The organism is Duganella sp. P38 (assembly GCF_050859475.1).
Taxonomy (GTDB): domain Bacteria; phylum Pseudomonadota; class Gammaproteobacteria; order Burkholderiales; family Burkholderiaceae_D; genus Rugamonas.
Genome location: NZ_CP193936.1, coordinates 337,647 through 352,282 on the forward strand (window position 1 = coordinate 337,647; position 14,636 = coordinate 352,282).

Sequence of the window (14,636 nt, forward strand, 5' to 3'; positions counted from 1 at the left end):
AAACCATGAGTACACTTGCCGCCCCCGTCGCCCCCTGGTGGAAACACCGCTGGCCCTGGCTGCTGATGGCCGGCCCGGCGATCATCATGGCCGCCACCGGCTACGCCGCCTATCTGGCGATCCAGACGCCGGACGCGGTGGTGGTCGGCGATTACTACAAGCAGGGCAAGGCGATCAACCAGGACCTGCGGCGCGACCGCGTGGCGGCGCAGATGGGATTGTCGGTGGCGCTGGGCTACGACGCGGCCAACGGCCTGCTGACCGGCCGCGTCAACCGCGCCGACACCGGGCCGTTGATGATCAGCCTGTCGCACGCGACGCAGCCTGGGAAGGATTTGAAGCTGGTGGTGGTGCCGGCCGCCGACGGCAGCTTCAGCACGCGTTTGCCGATGCTGGAACGCAGCCGCTGGGTGGTGCTGGTGGAAGGGGAGAAGCGCGAGTGGCGTCTGGCCGGCGCCTGGATCTGGCCGAAGCAGCGCGACATCACGCTGCTGCCCGACTAAGTCCGCCGCCGCCGTCATTCCCGCGCAGGCGGGAATCCATAGAACGCAAGCTCAGCATGGATTCCCGCCTGCGCGGGAATGACGAGGTTTTTAGCCGCAGGTCTCGGTGCCGGCGGTAATGGCTTTGAGCATGCGCGGATCGAGCAACTCAATCTCACGATTACTCACGCGCAGCAAGCCTTCCTTCTTAAACTTCGACAACAGCCGCGAAATACTCTCGATCGTCAGCCCCAGGTAATTACCAATCTCCTCGCGCGACATGCGCAGCTGGAAGGTATTCGGCGAATACCCGCGCGCCTCATAGCGCGACGACAGGTTCACCAAAAACGCGGCAAAGCGCTGCGTCGCCTGCATATTCCCCAGCAACAGCATCACACTCTGCTCGCGGGTAATCTCCTGGCTCATCATGCGGTGGAAGTGGCGCAGCAGGGTCGGCATCTCGGCCAGCAGCGACTGCAGCGTGCCGAACGGAATCTCGCACACCTCGCTATCCTCGAGCGCGATGGCGGTGCAATGGTGCTGGTCGGCGCTGATCGCGTCCATGCCCAGCAGCTCGCCGGCCATCTGGAAGCCGGTGATCTGCTCGGCGCCCTCGCGGTTGACCTGATAAGTCTTGAAATGTCCGAGGCGGATCGCGTACAGGTTCTGGAACGGGTCGCCGATGCGGAACAAGGTGGCGCCGCGCGCCACCTTTTGCGGCGGCCGATGATCTGGTCCAGCCGTTCCATATCGTTATTATCCAGCCCCATCGGCAGGCACAGTTGGTGCATGCTGCAGGATGCGCAGCTCGCCTTCAGGACCTCAATCGTCGCGCCGGGGATAACCAGCGAAGGAAGTTCTCGTATCATGCGGCTAGTGTAGCCCATCGGCATCGCTTTTGCCGCCTATTCCGCAGTCTTCCAATCAAGTATTCGATCCGCAGGTTTCACGAAATATTTAATACTTTTCTGTTGCACACAATTTAGTTGTGCACTATTATTCATACATCGAGCACGACTTAATAGCTAACTACTGAAAGGAAACAGATTATGAAACGCACTATCATCGCCTCCGCCCTGTTCGCCGCCGCCACCTTCGCCCAAGCCGCCCCGGCCAGCGACACCACCATCGTGCTGGTCCACGGCGCCTTCGCCGACGGCTCCAGCTGGGACCAGGTGATTCCGCTGCTGCAAGCCAAGGGCTATAAAGTCGTGGCCGTGCAGAACCCGCTGAGCTCCCTGGCTGACGACGTTGCCGCCACCCAGCGCGTGGTTGACGCGCAAACCGGCAAAGTGGTGCTGGTCGGCCACTCGTGGGGCGGCACCGTGATTACCGAGGCCGGCACCAGCGACAAGATCAAGGCGCTGGTCTATGTGGCCGCGTTCGCGCCGTCCGAAGGCGAGGCCACCGCCAACCTCGGCAAGGACTACGCCGTGCCGCCAGGTATCGCCACGCTGCGCCAGGACGCCGGCGGCTACCTGTGGCTGCCGGATGACTCGGTGGCAAAGAACTTCGCCCAGGACGTGCCGGCCGCCAAGGCCAGGCTGATCGCCGCCACCCAGGGCCCGATCGCCGCCAAGGCCTTTGGCGACACCACCAGCGTGGCCGCGTGGAAGAACAAGGCCAACTACTACATCGTGGCCAGCCAGGACCGCATGATCGCGCCGGACCTGGAGCGCGCGTTCGCCAGGAAGATCAACGCCGTCACCACCACGCTGCCGACCGGCCACGTGCCGATGGTGTCGCAGCCGGCCAAGGTGGCCGAGGTGATCATCGCCGCCGCCCAGCGCTAAACGTCATTCCCGCGCAGGCGGGAATCCATGCTGAGTGTGCGTTCAGGCGTTCTATGGATTCCCGCCTGCGCGGGAATGACGGGGGATTGTGCACGCGTCTCAACGGATCAGCACACCGCTCGGCTTTGTTCCTTGCCAACTTGTCGCTTTGATAGGAGAATCGTCCCACCTGCTCCATCAAGGACGATATGAAGCCTCTCGGCATCAAGGCCAAAGTCGCGCTCGCCACCAGCATCACCTCGGTCCTGATGATCGGCCTGGTGACGCTGGTGCAGACCCAGCGCATGCAGGAAGACTACACGCGGGTGCTGTTCACGCAGCAGACCGCGCTGGTCAACCGCACCGCGCAGGAACTCGACGACAAGCTGGCCATGTTGCTGGACATTATCGCGCTGTCGGCGCGCCACCAGCCGCCGGCGCTGGCCGCCTCGGGCGACAAGCTGCGCGAGTATTACCAGAACCGCGCCGTGCTGGCGCTGTTCGATGACCTGCTGGTGCTGGGCACCGACGGCAAGGTCATCTCCGACCTGCCGCTGGTGCCGGGCCGGGTCGGCATCGACGTTGCCGACCGCGCCTACTTCAAGACCGTGATGCGGACCCGCAAGCCGATGATCACCGAGCCGGTGATCGGCCGCTCCAACAAGCAGCCGGTGGTGCAGATGATCGCGCCGGTGCTCAACGACAAGGGCGAAGTTGTGTGCGTGCTGATGGGCGTGCTGCGCCTGTACAAGGACAACCTGCTGGGCCACCTGCGCACCGCGAAAATCGGCAACAACGGCTATTACTTCGCGCTCACGCGCAGCGACGACCCGGTGTACGTGCTGCATCCGGACATCACGCGCCTGCTCAAGCCGCGCGCGGTCAACGCCAACCCGGCCACCAACCGCGCGCTGTACGAGGGCTTCGAGGGCACGGCCATGGGCATGGGCGAAGGCCGGCCCACGCTCAACAGTTACAAGATGCTGAAGTCGGTCGACTGGCTGCTGGCCACCTCGCTGCCGGCCGAGGAGGCGTTCGAGCCGTTCGACGGCGTCGTCAAGCGCGTGCTGATCTGGAGCGGCATCGCTGCCGTGCTGACCGCGCTGCTGATCAGCGTGCTGACCCTGCGGCTGATGACGCCGCTGATGCGGCTGCGCAACGCCATCGTCGCGCTGCGCGCCGACCCGGCCCGCTTCACGCCGCTGCCGGTGCACGCGCACGACGAGGTCGGCCAGCTGACCTCGGCCTTCAACGACCTGATGCACGAACGGCTGGCGGCCGACGCCCGCCTGCAAAGCCTGGTGGAGTTCGCGCCCAACACCATCATCGTGGTCGGCGTCGACGGCCGCATCGAAACCTTCAACCGCGAAGGCGAGCGCTGCTTCGGCTACGAGCGCGACGAGGTGCTGGGCCAGCCGCTGGAAGTGCTGGTGCCGGAGCGGCTGCGCCAGCAGCACGTGACGCACCGCAACCGTTTCTTCGCCGACCGCCTCAGCGCCGAGCCGGTGCGCATGGGCGCCGGCATGGCCACCTACGGCCGCCGCCGCGACGGCAGCGAGTTCCCGGTCGAGGTCAACCTGAGCGCGGTGCGCACCGACCAGGGCACCAAGGTGCTGGCGGTGATTTCCGACATCACCGAGCGCCAGCGCCTGCAGCACGAGGTGGAGACGCGCGCGCTGGAGCTGGAGCGCGAGCGCGACCGCGCGCAGGCCGCCAACCGCGCCAAGAGCGATTTCGTCGCCAACATGAGCCACGAAATCCGCACGCCGATGAACGCGGTGCTGGGCATGGTGTATTTGCTCGGCAACACGCAGCTGACGCCGCAGCAGCGCAAATACCTGAACATGGTGCGTGTGTCCGGCCAGTCGCTGCTGGGCATCCTTAACGACGTGCTGGACTTTTCCAAAATCGAGGCGCGCAAGCTGGAGCTGTCGCCGGTCGATTTCGCCCTGAACGACGTGATGGATTCGCTGGCAACGATGATGACCATGAACGCCGGCGACAAAGAGCTGGAACTGGCCATCAGCGTCGACGCCGGCATCCCCAACCGGCTGCGCGGCGATTCGATGCGGTTGCAGCAAATCCTGGTCAACCTGGCCGGCAACGCCATCAAGTTCACCGAGCAGGGCGAGGTGGTGGTCAGCGTGCAGCTGAGCGCGCGCGACAACGGCAACGCGCTGCTGCGCTTCGAGGTGCGCGACACCGGCATGGGCATGACCGAGGCCCAGCTGGGCCAGCTGTTCAACGCCTTCTCGCAGGGCGACCAGAGCATCACCCGGCGCTTCGGCGGCACCGGCCTGGGACTGGCCATCACGCGCCGCCTGATCGAGCTGATGGGCGGACAGATCGCCGTCAACAGCCGGCCGGGGCAGGGATCGGCCTTCTGGTTCAGCCTGCCTTTCGAGATTCAGGCCGACCAGACCGACGAGCGGCGCAAGCCGGCGCTCGGCCAGTTGCGCCTGCTGGTGGCAGACGACAACCGCACCAGCCGCGAACTGGTGGCGCGGCTGATCCGCGCCTGGGGCTGGCAGGCGGACGAGGTCGATTCGGGCGAGGCGGCGCTGCGGCGCTACCGGCAAAGCATCGACAACCGCCAGCCGTACGACGTGGTGCTGGCCGACTGGCACATGCCCGGCATGGACGGGCTGGCCATGGCCAAGGAAATCCGCGCCGCCGCCAACGGCAGGCCGCAGTCGATCGTGGTGATGTTGAACGCCTTCGCCCGCGACCGCATCGAGGAAATCTCGCACGCGCCGGAGGCGGACGTGGTGCTGGTCAAGCCGATCACCAGCTCCAACCTGTTCGACGCGCTGCACCAGGCGCTGGTGACGCAGGGCGAGGGCGAACAGCAGGGCGCCGGCGACAACCATGTCGCCGGCAGCCTGGCCGGCGTGCACTTCCTGCTGGTCGAGGACAATTTGCTGAACCAGGCGGTGGCGCGCGGCATCCTGGAACACGCCGGCGCCACGCTGGACATCGCCGGCGACGGCCGCCAGGCGGTGGACCTGATGCGCGCCCGCGCCGCCGACTACGACCTGGTGCTGATGGACATGCAGATGCCGGTGATGGACGGCTTCACGGCCACCCGCCTGCTGCGCCAGGAACTCAAGCTGACGCTGCCGATCATCGCCATGACAGCCGGCGTGCTTGAATCCGAGCGCGAGCGCAGCCGCGACGCCGGCATCACCGACTTCATTCCCAAGCCGATCGAGGTCGAGGAAATGCTGGGCGTGCTGCAACGCCACCTGCCGGCGCGCGCCCGCCCGCCAGTCCCATCGCCGGCGCCGGTGGCGCTGGCCGCGCCAGTCGCGGCCGCCGTGCCGCCGGAAGACGAACTGCTGGCGGCCATGGCCGCCGCCGCGCCGCCCGCCGCACCGCCGCCGGTCGCGGTCGCAACCTCGGCCACAGCATCGGCATCGAGGCCGGGGCCGGGCGCCGAGGCGCCGACCATCCCCGCCTCCATCCCAGGCCCGGTGCCGGCCATGCCACCGGCGTCTGCCATGCCACCGGTGCCAGCGATGCCACCGGCACCAGCCATGCCAGCGGCGCCGGCTATGTCGCCGGTTCCAGCCATGCCAACGGTGCCGGCCATGCCGCCAGCGCCAGCCATGCCGTCGGTCCCAGCCGTGCCGCCGGCGCCGGTATTTGCCGTGCCGTCGGCAGTGCCGTTCACCGCCGCCGCCCCGGCGCCGCAGCCGCCCGTCACCCGGCTGGTGGCCCCCGCCACGCCCGGCGAAGCCACCGTCTTCAGCATGGACAGCCTGATGCGCGTCATGGGCAAGGACGCCAAAGGCCGCGCCGCCATGTACAAGATGGTGCAGGGCGTGCTGGACACCGGCATGACGCCCGTTGAACAGGCCGGCGAGGCGTTGCAGGAAGGCCGGCTGCGCGACGCCGCCCGGCTGTTCCACGGCCTGCGCGGCGCCGTCGGCGTGCTCGGCGCCAAACGCCTGATCCAGGCCACGCTGGCCGCCGAAGAAGCCATCCACGACCAGCGCGACGACGACATCGACGCGCGCTACCAGGCCGTGCGCGACGAACTGGCGCAAACGCTGGCCCAGGCCCGCGCCTGGCTAACCCAGCAACAATCCTGACCCGCATCCGCAGCTTTTTCGCCACACTTTGCGCAAATCACCACTTCTGTAAATCATATTGATAATAATTCGCATTTGCTTTTACGCGCCGAATTGCTACAATCTTACTGATTTTTACACTTACAACTTTCCAAAACAGAAAGAACCATGGCAATGATCAAGAGCCGTAAACACGCGCAAACGCGCTTCAACCAACACATGAGCGCGGCGCTGGCCGCGATGCTGCTGCCGGTCGCAGCCCACGCCGCTGAAGCGGCCGCGGCCCCGGAAGCCGACCAGGCCAAGCCGCAAACCCTGAAAGAAGTGCAAGTCAACGCCAGCCGCGAAAACGACTTCAAGGCCGAGCGCGCCTCGTCCGCCAAGTACACCGAGAAACTGGTCGACACCGCCCAGACCCTGACCGTCATCAAAAAAGAGCTGATCGAACAGCAGGGCGCCACCACGCTGACCGAAGCGCTGCGCAACACCCCGGGCGTCGGCGCCTTCTTCCTCGGTGAAAACGGCAACACCAACACCGGCGACACCATCTACATGCGCGGCTTCGACGCCTCGGCTTCGATCTTCGTCGATGGCGTACGCGATGTCGGTTCGATCTCGCGCGACACCTTCAACATCGAACAGATCGACGTGCTGAAAGGCCCGGCCGGCACCGACAACGGCCGCTCGACCCCGACCGGTTCGATCAACCTGGTCAGCAAACAGCCGACGCTGGAAAATGCTTACCAGGGCTCGCTGACGCTGGGCAGCGGCAAGCAACGCCGCGGCACCGCCGACATCAACCAGGTTATCAACGCCGACACCGGCACCGCCTTCCGCATCAACCTGCTGGACCAGGACAGCGAAAACGCCGGCCGCGACGTGGTCAAGAACAAGCGCTGGGGCGTGGCGCCATCGGTCGCCTTCGGCCTGAACGGTCCTACCCGCGTCTACCTGAACTACTACCACGTCAAGCAGGACAACATCCCTGACGGCGGCGTGCCGACCATCGGTCTGCCGGGCTACACCGCGCCAGCCACCACCGCCGCCGTGGCCAACATGACCACCGCGCCGATGGTCGATCCGGAGAACTTCTACGGCACCCGCCTCGATCACGACAACGTCACCGCCGACATGGCCACCGTCAAGGTCGAGCACGACTTCGCCGGCGGCGCCAAGCTGGCCAACACCAGCCGCTACGGCCGTAACAAGCAGGACTACATGCTGACCGCGTTCATGATGACCGCTGCCAACATGGGTGGCACCACGACCACCAACTACGACAGCTGGACCATGCGTCGCAGCAATCCGACCTTCAAGGATCAGCAGAACGAAATCCTGACCAACCAGACCACGCTGACCGCCAGCTTCGACACCGGCGCCGTCAAGCACACCGTGGTCGGCGGCATCGAGTTCACCAACGAGAAGCAGACCAACTACACGCTGGCGCTGGCCACCGGCCAGGCCCTGCCGGTCGCCAACTTCTACCACCCGAACGTCAACGACGTCGCCAACGTCAGCTATGCCCGCACCGGCGCCCGCAACCAGGGCGAGATCAGCACCCAGAGCGCCTATGTGTTCGACACCATCAAGTACGGCGACTGGATCTTCAACGCCGGCGCCCGCATGGACCACTTCAACCTGGACTTCAGCGCCATCACCGCCACCAACACCGTGACCGCGATGAGCGTGGGCGACAATCTGTGGACCGGCAAGCTATCGGCGCTGTACAAGCCGACCGCCGACAGCAGCGTGTACGCCCTGGTGGGCAGCTCGAAACTGCCGCCTGGCGCCGGCAACTTCACGCTGAGCACCAGCGCCACCAGCGCCGCCAATCCGAAGTTCGAGCCGCAGGAAACCAAAAACTACGAGCTGGGCACCAAATGGGACCTGCTGGACCAGAAACTGTCGCTGACCGGCGCCGTGTTCCGCACCGTGGTCAAGAACGAGGTCGAAGTCGATCCGACCAACACCGCCGTGGCCTACCAGAACGGCAAGAAGCGCGTGCAGGGTATTGAACTGGGCGTGGTTGGCGCCATCACCAGGGAATGGCTGGTCACCGCCGGCTACACCCGCCAGTCGACCAGCGTCGAAGTGGGCCGCACCATCACCGCCAGCGGCGAGAACCAGCTGACCTACACGCCTAAGCAGGCGTTCACCGCCTGGACCACCTACACGCTGCCGTTCGGCCTGCAGGTAGGCGGCGGCGCCCGCTTCAGCGACAAGCTGGCGCGCGGCACCGACGGCGCCATCGGCACCCCGAAATACGCCGATTCGTACTGGGTCTTCGACGCCATGGCCGCGTACACGATCAACAAGCACGTCGACCTGCGCCTGAATGTCTACAACCTGGGTGACAAAGAGTACGTGCAAGCGATCAACAAATCGGGTTATCGTTACACCCCGGGCACCCCGCGCTCGGCCAGCCTGACCGCGAACTTCAAGTTCTAAGCAGCGGTACCCGATTCCGTGTTGCTGGCCTCGCCGCTACGCTTGCCGCGTAGCGGCGAGGTTTTTTGCTTTGTAGGAGTTTCATCATGATGTTGCACATCCCCGGCGTGCTGACGCCCGAGCAGGTGGCCGACATGCGCCGCCGCCTCGACGCCTCGGACTGGATCGACGGCCGCGCCACCGTCGGCGCGCAGGGCGCCAAGGTCAAGCAAAACCGCCAGCTGCCGGAAACGTCGCCGCTGGCGCTGGAACTGGGCCAGGTCATCCTCGACGCGCTCAACCACCACCCGCTGTACTTCGCGGCGGCGCTGCCGCTGCGCACCATTCCGCCGCTGTTCAACAGCTACGCCGGCGGCCAGCATTACGGCGCGCACGTCGACGGCGCCATGCGCCGCATCCCCGGCAGCGGCCAGTGGGTGCGCACCGACGTCTCGACCACGGTGTTCCTGTGCGAGCCGGACGAATACGACGGCGGCGAGCTGATCGTCACCGACGCCTATGGCGAGCACGAGGTCAAGCTGCCGGCCGGCGACGCCATCCTCTACCCGTCGACCAGCATCCACCGCGTCGAGCCGGTCACGCGCGGGGCCCGCGTGTGCTCGTTCCTGTGGTCGCAAAGCATGGTGCGCGACGACATGCGGCGCGGCATGCTGCTGGAGCTGGACCAGAACATCCAAAGCCTGCGCGCGCGCCTCGGCGACTGCCCGGAACTGGTCGGCCTCACCGGCCACTACCACAATCTGCTGCGGCAGTGGAGCGAGGCCTGACCAGGCGTGCAACGATGCTGGCGTAAAAACAGCGCCAGCTGTTCCGGCAGCGTAGCGGCTGACATGCACTATACTCGCCGTCATTTTCTGCCGATACTGACGCGACATGACCTTCCTCTCCGCTAACCTCGCAGCGCCAGCCCGTATTCGTCGCCGCCAGACCCTGGCCCTGGTGCTGCTGGTGGTCTGCGGCATCATCAACTACCTGGACCGCGCCACGCTGGCGGTGGCCAATGAATACATCCGCGCCGATCTTGGCCTTTCGCTTGGGCAGATGGGCCTGCTGCTGTCGGCGTTCTCGTGGAGCTATGCGCTGTGCCAGCTGCCAGTGGGCGCGCTGGTCGACAAGATCGGCCCGCGCTGGCTGCTCGGCGCCGGCCTGGTGGTGTGGTCGCTGGCGCAGGCGGCCGGCGGCTTTGCCGCCACGTTCGGCTATTTCGTCATCGCCCGCATCGCGCTCGGCATCGGCGAGGCGCCGCAGTTCCCGGCGGCCGCGCGCGTGGTCAGCAACTGGTTCCCGATCCGCGCGCGCGGCACGCCGACCGGCATCTATAACTCGGCCTCGCCGCTGGGCGTGGCGCTGGCGCCGCTGCTGCTGGCACCGCTGATCGCTTCCACCAGCTGGCACTGGGCCTTCTTCGTCACCGGCGCCATGGGCATCGTCGCCGCGCTGGTGTGGGTCGGCCTGTACCGCGATCCGGTGCGCGCCGAATTGACGGCCGAGGAGCGCGCCTACCTTGAGGTGGACGCCGTCAGCGCGGCGGCGCCCAAGGCCGGCTTCGCGTCGTGGCTGGCCCTGTTCCGCTACCGCGTAACGTGGGGCATGATGCTCGGCTTCTTCGGCTCGGTGTACCTGAACTGGGTGTACCTGACCTGGCTGCCGGGCTATCTGCGCGCCGAGCGCCATATGGACCTGGCGTATGCCGGCATCGCCGCGTCGGTGCCGTTCATGTGCGGCTTTGCCGGCGCGCTGATCGCCGGCTGGGCGTCCGACCGCGTGGCGCGCGCTGCCGCTTCGCCGGTCAGCGGCCGCCGCAACGCGGTCGTGGTGTCGACGCTGGGCATGGTGGCCTTTACCATTCCTGCGGCGCTGGTCGACAGCAACGTGGTGGCGGTGGCGTGCATTTCGCTCGTCATCTTCCTGGCCAACGCGTCGTCGGCCTGCGCCTGGTCGCTGGCGACGGTGGCGGCGCCGCCGTCGCGCGTCGCCTCGCTGGGCGCGTTGCAGAACTTCGGCGGCTTCCTCGGCGGTGCGCTGGCGCCCATCCTCACCGGCTATATCGCCCAGACCTGGTCCTTCGTGCCGGCGCTGCTGACCGGCGCCGGCATCGCCTTCCTGGGCGCGATGTCCTACCTGTTCCTGGTGACCAGGCCGATTCCGGAATAACTTGCGGACGCGGCCAGGCTGAATATATACTTCGTATACGTTTCGTATATAGAGGTAGCCATGGGTATTGTGAACATCGACGAGGACCTGCACGACCAGATCCGCAAGGCCAGCGCGGTCTCGTGCCGTTCGATCAACGCGCAGGCGGCGTTCTGGATCAAGGTCGGCATGCTGGCCGAGACCAATCCGACGCTGTCATTCAACGACATCATCGCGCGCGAGCTGCACGCGGCCGGGGTCGATGCGCGCCACCTGAAAGCGGTGGCGACGTGACCAAGCGGCCGGCGGAAATCGCGCTGATGGCCGAGTCGGGCCGCCTGCTGGCCAGCGTCTTCAGCCGGCTCGACCAGCTGGACCTGATCGGCATGTCGACCATGCAGGTCAACGAGCTGGTCGACAGCTTCATCGTCAATCAACTGCAGGCGCGGCCGGCCAGCAAAGGGCAGTACGGCTACGCCTACGCGCTGAACGCGTCGCGCAACCACGTAGTGTGCCATGGCGTGCCGGCCGACAGCGATATCCTGCAAGACGGCGATATCGTCAACTTCGACATCACGCTGGAGAAAAACGGCTATATCGCCGACTCCAGCAAGACCTATCTGGTTGGCGCCGTCGCGCCGGCGGCGCAGCGGCTGGTGCAAATCACCTACGAGGCGATGTGGAAGGGCATCCAGGCGGTGCGCCCGGGCGCGCAGCTCGGCGATATCGGCTATGCGATCCAGCGCTACGCCCAGCGCCACGGCTATTCCGTGGTGCGCGAGTACTGCGGCCACGGCATCGGCCGCGAAATGCACGAGCCGCCGCAGGTGCTGCACTGGGGCCGCCCCAAGACCGGCCTGATCCTGCGTGAAGGCATGGTGTTCACCATCGAGCCGATGATCAACGAAGGCCGCCACGCCTGCCGCACCGAGGACGATGGCTGGACCGTGGTGACCGCCGACGGCAAGCTGTCGGCGCAGTTCGAGCATACGGTGGCGGTCACCGGCAGCGGCGTGCGCGTGCTGACGCTGCGTCCGGGCGAAACCGCGCTGCCGGCTTAGCGCTTGCCGCGGAAGGCGATGCGCTGGCGACTCACACCCTGGGTGACAAAGTCGGCATCGTCCGGAATTGGCGTGACAAAAAAGTCCCACTCAAAAATCGGCAGGAAGTTGAATTTCTTCGAGCGGAATATCCAGCGATTCCGCTTGAGCTCACTGTAACGGTCGCCCTTGAATTCGCGGTGCACCTGGGTGAACGGCAACAGGTGCTCGGCGAAGTCGGGGAAGTGCAGCGAGGGATTGTCGTCCTTGAATTTTTGGAAGCTATCGAACTGATCGCGGCAAATGACCTGGATCGCCGTTTCAGGAAAGTTATTGTGCTCTGTCCACAGGACATGCCATCCGCTCTGCGCCTGATTAATGAAATCGACCAGCCGCTGGCTCAGCAGGAATGCGTCCGACTCGATGTGCACGATCTTGTCCGCACCCAGCTCCTTGGCCACCGCAAGTGAATGCATGAAGCTGCGCCACCAGCCTGGGTAGTCCTTGATGTTCTGCCGGCCCAAATTGTTATCGAAGCGGATAATCAAATGCTCGTCGCGCTCGGCCGCCAACGGCGCGGCTGCCGACACTGTCTTGATGACGTCAGCCGGCGGCAGGAACGGCGAGCCGTCGTCGATCATTATCTTTTTAAACGCGTCCAGCGGCAGGTCGCGGTAGTAATCGAGCCAGCGCTGATAACGGCATTCCCACGCCTTGCTGTCCTTCATGAAGCTGGTACAAAATACGATTGTTTTCATTAATACTTACCATCTACCAGGAGTGTTTTACTCTACCGTCACCGACTTGGCCAGGTTGCGCGGCTTGTCGACATCGGTGCCGCGCGCAACGGCGGCGTGGTAGGCCAGCAGTTGCAGCGAGACCACGTGCAGGATCGGCGACAGCAGGCCGTAGTGTTCCGGCAGGCGGATCACGTGCACGCCTTCGCCCGAGGTGATGCGCGAGTCGACGTCGGCAAAGACGTACAGCTGGCCGCCGCGCGCGCGCACTTCCTGCATATTCGATTTCAGCTTTTCAATCAGCGCGTCGTTCGGCGCCACCGTGACCACCGGCATCTCTTCCGTCACCAGCGCCAGCGGGCCGTGCTTCAGTTCGCCGGCCGGATAGGCTTCGGCGTGGATGTAGGAAATCTCCTTGAGCTTGAGCGCGCCTTCGAGCGCGATCGGGTAGTGCATGCCGCGGCCGAGGAACAGCGCGTTTTCCTTGCGCGCGAAATCTTCGGCCCAGGCGATGATCTGCGGCTCCAGCGCCAGCACCGAGGCGATCGCCACCGGCAGGTGGCGCATGGCTTTCAGGTGCCTGGCTTCCTCCTCGTCCGTCAGGCGACCGTTGACTTGCGCCAGCGACAAAGTCAGCAGGAACAGCGCGGCCAGCTGCGTGGTGAAGGCCTTGGTCGAGGCCACGCCGACTTCGACGCCGGCGCGGGTGATGTAGGCCAGCTTGCATTCGCGCACCATGGCGCTGGTGGCGACGTTGCAGATGGTCAGCGTGTGTTCCATGCCCAGCGCGCGCGCGTGCTTGAGCGCGGCCAGCGTGTCGGCCGTTTCGCCGCTTTGCGAGATGGTGACCACCAGCGTGTTCGGGTGCGGCACGCTGTCGCGGTAGCGGTATTCGGAGGCGATCTCGACGTTGACCGGAATCCTGGCCACCGATTCGATCCAGTATTTGGCGGTCAGGCCCGAGTAGTAGCTGGTGCCGCAGGCGAGGATCAGCACGCGGTCGATCTGCTTGAAGACGTTGTAGGCGCCGTCGCCAAACAGCTCGGGCATGACGCCGGTGACGCCTTCCAGCGTGTCGCCGATGACGCGCGGCTGCTCGAAGATTTCCTTCTGCATGTAGTGGCGGTACGGGCCCAGCTCGGCCGCGCCGGTGTGTGCCTGCACGGTTTTGACGTCGCGCTGCGCCGGCTTGCCGTGGCTGTCGACGATCCACACGCGCCCCAGTTGCAGGTCGACCACGTCGCCTTCTTCGAGGTAGATGATCTGGTCGGTGGTGCCGGCCAGCGCCATGGCGTCGGAGGCAACGAAGTTTTCGCCATTGCCGATGCCGACAATCAGCGGCGACCCCTGGCGCGCAGCCACCACGCGGTGCGGCTCTTCGCGGCAGAACACGGCGATGGCGTAGGCGCCGGTGAGGCGCTTGACGGCCTGCTGCACGGTGTCGAACAGGTCGCCGTTGTACATGTGGTCGACCAGGTGGGCGATGACTTCGGTGTCGGTCTGGCTCTGGAAGACATAGCCGAGCGCGCTCAGTTCGGCGCGCAGCTCATCGTGGTTTTCAATGATGCCGTTGTGCACCAGCGCGATGCGCGCGGCGTCCGCCGACGGCGAGAAGTGCGGGTGGGCGTTGTGCGAGGCCGGCGCGCCGTGCGTGGCCCAGCGGGTGTGGGCGATGCCGGTGAAGCCTTGCAGGTGGGCGTCGTGGATTTGCGCTTCCAGGTCGGCCACGCGCGAGGTGCTGCGCGAGCGTTGCAACTGGCCGTTCACGTGCAGGGCGACGCCGCAGGAGTCGTAGCCGCGGTATTCCAGGCGTTTGAGGCCCTCAACCAAGATGGGAGTGATGTTGCGTTGCGCTACCGCGCCGACGATGCCGCACATAAGTTACCTCGTGAATTTAAGTTTAGAAGTCATCGTAGAGCAGGAGCGATGAAATATGCTTTCCAATTAGATT

General features: G+C 65.5%; 10 protein-coding genes and 1 pseudogene. 8 read left to right on the plus strand and 3 right to left on the minus strand.

Annotation, left to right across the window (positions count from 1 at the left end):
- Positions 1–5: 5 nt before the first annotated feature.
- Positions 6–503: a FixH family protein gene (locus ACRQ5J_RS01520; RefSeq protein ID WP_432380835.1), complete on the plus strand. Its 498-nt coding sequence runs from the start codon at positions 6–8 to the stop codon at positions 501–503.
- A 90-nt stretch (positions 504–593) separates the two neighbouring features.
- Here the strand turns inward: ACRQ5J_RS01520 and fnr are convergent.
- A pseudogene (fnr, locus tag ACRQ5J_RS01525) lies at positions 594–1,351 on the minus strand (fumarate/nitrate reduction transcriptional regulator Fnr).
- A gap of 180 nt (positions 1,352–1,531) precedes the next feature.
- On the opposite strand from fnr, the gene ACRQ5J_RS01530 reads away from it, so the two are divergent.
- The 7 genes from ACRQ5J_RS01530 (at position 1,532) to map (ending at position 11,969) form a co-directional block, all read left to right on the plus strand.
- Positions 1,532–2,275, plus strand: coding sequence for an alpha/beta fold hydrolase (locus ACRQ5J_RS01530; RefSeq protein WP_432380836.1), 744 nt, complete (start codon positions 1,532–1,534; stop codon positions 2,273–2,275).
- Between the two features lie 188 nt (positions 2,276–2,463).
- Positions 2,464–6,348, plus strand: a complete 3,885-nt coding sequence (locus ACRQ5J_RS01535; protein WP_432380837.1) for a response regulator — start codon at positions 2,464–2,466, stop codon at positions 6,346–6,348.
- A 147-nt stretch (positions 6,349–6,495) separates the two neighbouring features.
- Positions 6,496–8,775, plus strand: coding sequence for a catecholate siderophore receptor Fiu (locus ACRQ5J_RS01540; protein ID WP_432380838.1), 2,280 nt, complete (start codon positions 6,496–6,498; stop codon positions 8,773–8,775).
- An 86-nt stretch (positions 8,776–8,861) separates the two neighbouring features.
- Positions 8,862–9,542 carry a Fe2+-dependent dioxygenase gene (locus ACRQ5J_RS01545; RefSeq protein ID WP_432380839.1) on the plus strand — a complete coding sequence of 227 codons (681 nt, stop codon included), beginning with the start codon at positions 8,862–8,864 and terminating at the stop codon, positions 9,540–9,542.
- Positions 9,543–9,648: 106 nt separating this feature from the next.
- Complete coding sequence (locus ACRQ5J_RS01550; RefSeq protein ID WP_432380840.1) at positions 9,649–10,929, plus strand: MFS transporter; 1,281 nt, start codon at positions 9,649–9,651, stop codon at positions 10,927–10,929.
- A gap of 60 nt (positions 10,930–10,989) precedes the next feature.
- Positions 10,990–11,202 (plus strand): ParD-like family protein, encoded by a 213-nt coding sequence (locus ACRQ5J_RS01555; protein WP_432380841.1) that lies wholly within the window; start codon positions 10,990–10,992, stop codon positions 11,200–11,202.
- Positions 11,199–11,969 (plus strand): type I methionyl aminopeptidase, encoded by a 771-nt coding sequence (gene map, locus ACRQ5J_RS01560; RefSeq protein ID WP_432380842.1) that lies wholly within the window; start codon positions 11,199–11,201, stop codon positions 11,967–11,969. The genes ACRQ5J_RS01555 and map overlap by 4 nt, the downstream gene beginning before the upstream one ends.
- Here map and ACRQ5J_RS01565 read toward each other — a convergent pair.
- Together ACRQ5J_RS01565 and glmS are read right to left on the minus strand one after the other, a co-directional pair.
- A complete protein-coding gene (locus ACRQ5J_RS01565; RefSeq protein ID WP_432380843.1) occupies positions 11,966–12,706 on the minus strand; it encodes a hypothetical protein in 741 nt (246 codons plus the stop codon). The two genes, map and ACRQ5J_RS01565, sit on opposite strands and share 4 nt — an antisense overlap.
- Before the next feature lie 27 nt (positions 12,707–12,733).
- Positions 12,734–14,563: a glutamine--fructose-6-phosphate transaminase (isomerizing) gene (gene glmS, locus ACRQ5J_RS01570; RefSeq protein ID WP_432380844.1), complete on the minus strand. Its 1,830-nt coding sequence runs from the start codon at positions 14,561–14,563 to the stop codon at positions 12,734–12,736.
- Positions 14,564–14,636 lie beyond the last annotated feature (73 nt).

Excerpts from the sequence above, each read along its gene's own strand:
- ACRQ5J_RS01520 (WP_432380835.1), top strand. The coding sequence starts at position 6 with ATGAGTACACTTGCCGCCCCCGTCGCCCCCTGGTGGAAACACCGCTGG.
- ACRQ5J_RS01530 (WP_432380836.1), top strand. The coding sequence starts at position 1,532 with ATGAAACGCACTATCATCGCCTCCGCCCTGTTCGCCGCCGCCACCTTC.
- ACRQ5J_RS01535 (WP_432380837.1), top strand. The coding sequence starts at position 2,464 with ATGAAGCCTCTCGGCATCAAGGCCAAAGTCGCGCTCGCCACCAGCATC.
- ACRQ5J_RS01540 (WP_432380838.1), top strand. The coding sequence starts at position 6,496 with ATGGCAATGATCAAGAGCCGTAAACACGCGCAAACGCGCTTCAACCAA.
- ACRQ5J_RS01545 (WP_432380839.1), top strand. The coding sequence starts at position 8,862 with ATGATGTTGCACATCCCCGGCGTGCTGACGCCCGAGCAGGTGGCCGAC.
- ACRQ5J_RS01550 (WP_432380840.1), top strand. The coding sequence starts at position 9,649 with ATGACCTTCCTCTCCGCTAACCTCGCAGCGCCAGCCCGTATTCGTCGC.
- ACRQ5J_RS01555 (WP_432380841.1), top strand. The coding sequence starts at position 10,990 with ATGGGTATTGTGAACATCGACGAGGACCTGCACGACCAGATCCGCAAG.
- ACRQ5J_RS01565 (WP_432380843.1), bottom strand. The coding sequence starts at position 12,706 with ATGAAAACAATCGTATTTTGTACCAGCTTCATGAAGGACAGCAAGGCG.
- glmS (WP_432380844.1), bottom strand. The coding sequence starts at position 14,563 with ATGTGCGGCATCGTCGGCGCGGTAGCGCAACGCAACATCACTCCCATC.